The 3829-nt window shown below is 53.0% G+C and carries 2 tRNA genes and 2 rRNA genes; all 4 read right to left on the bottom strand.

Features of this window, described 5'->3' with window-relative positions:
* Positions 1 to 2754 (bottom strand): 23S ribosomal RNA (locus A9G05_RS26060); the annotation flags it as partial.
* Positions 2755 to 2978: 224 nt separating this feature from the next.
* Positions 2979 to 3054 (bottom strand) — tRNA-Ala (locus tag A9G05_RS26055).
* A 26-nt stretch (positions 3055 to 3080) separates the two neighbouring features.
* Positions 3081 to 3157 (bottom strand) — tRNA-Ile (locus tag A9G05_RS26050).
* Between the two features lie 93 nt (positions 3158 to 3250).
* Positions 3251 to 3829: ribosomal RNA gene (locus A9G05_RS26045) — 16S ribosomal RNA — on the bottom strand; the annotation flags it as partial.

The raw sequence follows: 3829 nt of genomic DNA, 5'->3' as shown, positions 1-3829 counted from the left end.
TTTCCCGCTTAGATGCTTTCAGCGGTTATCTCTTCCGAACATAGCTACCCGGCAGTGCCACTGGCGTGACAACCGGAACACCAGAGGTTCGTCCACTCCGGTCCTCTCGTACTAGGAGCAGCCCCTCTCAAATCTCAAACGTCCACGGCAGATAGGGACCGAACTGTCTCACGACGTTCTAAACCCAGCTCGCGTACCACTTTAAATGGCGAACAGCCATACCCTTGGGACCGGCTTCAGCCCCAGGATGTGATGAGCCGACATCGAGGTGCCAAACACCGCCGTCGATATGAACTCTTGGGCGGTATCAGCCTGTTATCCCCGGAGTACCTTTTATCCGTTGAGCGATGGCCCTTCCATACAGAACCACCGGATCACTAAGACCTACTTTCGTACCTGCTCGACGTGTCTGTCTCGCAGTCAAGCGCGCTTTTGCCTTTATACTCTGCGACCGATTTCCGACCGGTCTGAGCGCACCTTCGTACTCCTCCGTTACTCTTTGGGAGGAGACCGCCCCAGTCAAACTGCCCACCATACACTGTCCTCGATCCGGATGACGGACCAGAGTTAGAACCTCAAGCATGCCAGGGTGGTATTTCAAGGATGGCTCCACGAGAACTGGCGTCCTCGCTTCAAAGCCTCCCACCTATCCTACACAAGCAGGCTCAAAGTCCAGTGCAAAGCTACAGTAAAGGTTCACGGGGTCTTTCCGTCTAGCCGCGGATACACTGCATCTTCACAGCGATTTCAATTTCACTGAGTCTCGGGTGGAGACAGCGCCGCCATCGTTACGCCATTCGTGCAGGTCGGAACTTACCCGACAAGGAATTTCGCTACCTTAGGACCGTTATAGTTACGGCCGCCGTTTACCGGGGCTTCGATCAAGAGCTTCGCTTGCGCTAACCCCATCAATTAACCTTCCGGCACCGGGCAGGCGTCACACCCTATACGTCCACTTTCGTGTTTGCAGAGTGCTGTGTTTTTAATAAACAGTCGCAGCGGCCTGGTATCTTCGACCGGCATGGGCTTACGGAGTAAATCCTTCACCCTCACCGGCGCACCTTCTCCCGAAGTTACGGTGCCATTTTGCCTAGTTCCTTCACCCGAGTTCTCTCAAGCGCCTTGGTATTCTCTACCCAACCACCTGTGTCGGTTTGGGGTACGGTTCCTAGTTACCTGAAGCTTAGAAGCTTTTCCTGGAAGCATGGCATCAACCACTTCGTCATCTAAAAGATAACTCGTCATCAGCTCTCGGCATTGAGCGCCCGGATTTTCCTAAGCACCCTGCCTACCACCTTAAACTTGGACAACCAACGCCAAGCTGGCCTAGCCTTCTCCGTCCCTCCATCGCAGTAACTAGAAGTACGGGAATATTAACCCGTTTCCCATCGACTACGCTTTTCAGCCTCGCCTTAGGGGCCGACTCACCCTGCGTCGATTAACGTTGCGCAGGAACCCTTGGTCTTTCGGCGTGGGTGTTTTTCACACCCATTGTCGTTACTCATGTCAGCATTCGCACTTCTGATACCTCCAGCGAGCTTCTCAACTCACCTTCACAGGCTTACAGAACGCTCCTCTACCGCGTCACTTACGTGACACCCGCAGCTTCGGTGTGTGGTTTGAGCCCCGTTACATCTTCCGCGCAGGCCGACTCGACTAGTGAGCTATTACGCTTTCTTTAAAGGATGGCTGCTTCTAAGCCAACCTCCTAGCTGTCTAAGCCTTCCCACATCGTTTCCCACTTAACCACAACTTTGGGACCTTAGCTGGCGGTCTGGGTTGTTTCCCTTTTCACGACGGACGTTAGCACCCGCCGTGTGTCTCCCACGCTCGGCACTTCCAGGTATTCGGAGTTTGCATCGGTTTGGTAAGTCGGGATGACCCCCTAGCCGAAACAGTGCTCTACCCCCTGGAGTGATACGTGAGGCGCTACCTAAATAGCTTTCGAGGAGAACCAGCTATCTCCGAGCTTGATTAGCCTTTCACTCCGATCCACAAGTCATCCGCTACCTTTTCAACGGGAGTCGGTTCGGTCCTCCAGTCAGTGTTACCTAACCTTCAACCTGCTCATGGATAGATCGCCCGGTTTCGGGTCTATACCCAGCGACTAAACGCCCTATTAAGACTCGCTTTCGCTACGCCTCCCCTATTCGGTTAAGCTCGCCACTGAATATAAGTCGCTGACCCATTATACAAAAGGTACGCAGTCACCTAACAAAGTAGGCTCCCACTGCTTGTACGCATACGGTTTCAGGTTCTATTTCACTCCCCTCTCCGGGGTTCTTTTCGCCTTTCCCTCACGGTACTGGTTCACTATCGGTCAGTCAGTAGTATTTAGCCTTGGAGGATGGTCCCCCCATGTTCAGACAAAGTTTCACGTGCTCCGTCCTACTCGATTTCACTTCCAGGACCCTTTCGCGTACGGGGCTATCACCCACTATGGCCGCACTTTCCAGAGCGTTCCGCTAAAATCCAAGAAGCTTAAGGGCTAATCCCCGTTCGCTCGCCACTACTAAGGGAATCTCGGTTGATTTCTTTTCCTCAGGGTACTTAGATGTTTCAGTTCCCCTGGTTCGCCTCTTGCACCTATGGATTCAGTACAAGATACCTAGGTTATCCTAGGTGGGTTCCCCCATTCAGAGATCTCCGGATCAAAGTCTGTTTGCCGACTCCCCGAAGCTTATCGCAGGCTACCGCGTCTTTCATCGCCTCTGACTGCCAAGGCATCCACCGTATGCGCTTCTTCACTTGACCATATAACCCCAAGCAATCTGCAAGTGGTCATGGTGTGAAGACGACATTCGCCGAAAATTCGCGCTTGAACTCGCAAATTTTGCCTTGAGTTGCTGAGTGCAGTGAAACACTCAACAAGTCACTTCTATCACATACCCAAATTTTTAAAGAACGTTCTGGCGCAAAGACCAGAAATCAATACCTGAACCAGGTACTCATTTCTGAGCTTTCAGCGATTGTGTGGATGGTGGAGCCAAGGAGGATCGAACTCCTGACCTCCTGCGTGCAAAGCAGGCGCTCTCCCAGCTGAGCTATGGCCCCTTCAGACCTGCTGCGCCCTCGACAATTGGTGGGTCTGGGCAGATTCGAACTGCCGACCTCACCCTTATCAGGGGTGCGCTCTAACCAACTGAGCTACAGACCCAATCGTCACACTTTCGGGTCTAAACCCAATCGCTTTTCGCAAGTGAATCAAGCAATTCGTGTGGGAGCTTATGAAGAAGCTGATGTCTTCGATTAAGGAGGTGATCCAGCCGCAGGTTCCCCTACGGCTACCTTGTTACGACTTCACCCCAGTCATGAATCACTCCGTGGTAACCGTCCTCCTTGCGGTTAGACTAGCTACTTCTGGAGCAACCCACTCCCATGGTGTGACGGGCGGTGTGTACAAGGCCCGGGAACGTATTCACCGTGACATTCTGATTCACGATTACTAGCGATTCCGACTTCACGCAGTCGAGTTGCAGACTGCGATCCGGACTACGATCGGTTTTATGGGATTAGCTCCACCTCGCGGCTTGGCAACCCTTTGTACCGACCATTGTAGCACGTGTGTAGCCCTGGCCGTAAGGGCCATGATGACTTGACGTCATCCCCACCTTCCTCCGGTTTGTCACCGGCAGTCTCCTTAGAGTGCCCACCCGAGGTGCTGGTAACTAAGGACAAGGGTTGCGCTCGTTACGGGACTTAACCCAACATCTCACGACACGAGCTGACGACAGCCATGCAGCACCTGTGTCAGAGTTCCCGAAGGCACCAATCCATCTCTGGAAAGTTCTCTGCATGTCAAGGCCAGGTAAGGTTCTTCGCGTTGCTT

The sequence above is a fragment of the Pseudomonas sp. ENNP23 genome (assembly GCF_001728945.1).
GTDB lineage: Bacteria > Pseudomonadota > Gammaproteobacteria > Pseudomonadales > Pseudomonadaceae > Metapseudomonas > Metapseudomonas otitidis.
This window is presented reverse-complemented; position numbering and strand designations above follow the sequence as displayed.